At 64.5% G+C, this 346-nt stretch carries 1 protein-coding gene; it reads right to left on the bottom strand.

What is annotated here, in order from left to right:
- Positions 1-346, bottom strand: a 346-nt coding sequence (locus tag E5W70_RS18705; RefSeq protein ID WP_292660653.1) for an MBL fold metallo-hydrolase, incomplete at both ends; no start/stop codon positions are given.

Below are 346 nucleotides of genomic sequence, written 5' to 3'. Positions count from 1 at the left end.
GAACCCGCCGTGCTTTTGCGCCATCAGCCGGTAATTGATGCCGCCGTGGAAGCCGGTATCGCCGGCGAAATAGATCTTTGCGTCGGATGTCTCGACGACGAAACCCGCCCACAGCGCCATGCGCCGGTCGCGAGTACCGCGGGCCGACCAGTGGTGCACCGGCTCGACATAGACGGCGACGCCATCGCCGATATCGACCCGGTCGCCCCAGTCATGCGCGGAAAGCCGCATATGGGGCACGGCAGCGCCGATGATCGTGTCGTTGCCGAGCGGAGTCAGCAGCAGCGGGTCGTGTCTTGTCTTCAGGCGCTTCAGCGTGGCGAGGTCGAGATGGTCGTAATGGTTG

The sequence above is a fragment of the Mesorhizobium sp. genome (genome assembly GCF_005063415.1).
Classification (GTDB): domain Bacteria; phylum Pseudomonadota; class Alphaproteobacteria; order Rhizobiales; family Rhizobiaceae; genus Mesorhizobium.
Note: the sequence above shows the minus strand (reverse complement) of the source record. Positions and strands in the feature narration are given on the sequence as shown.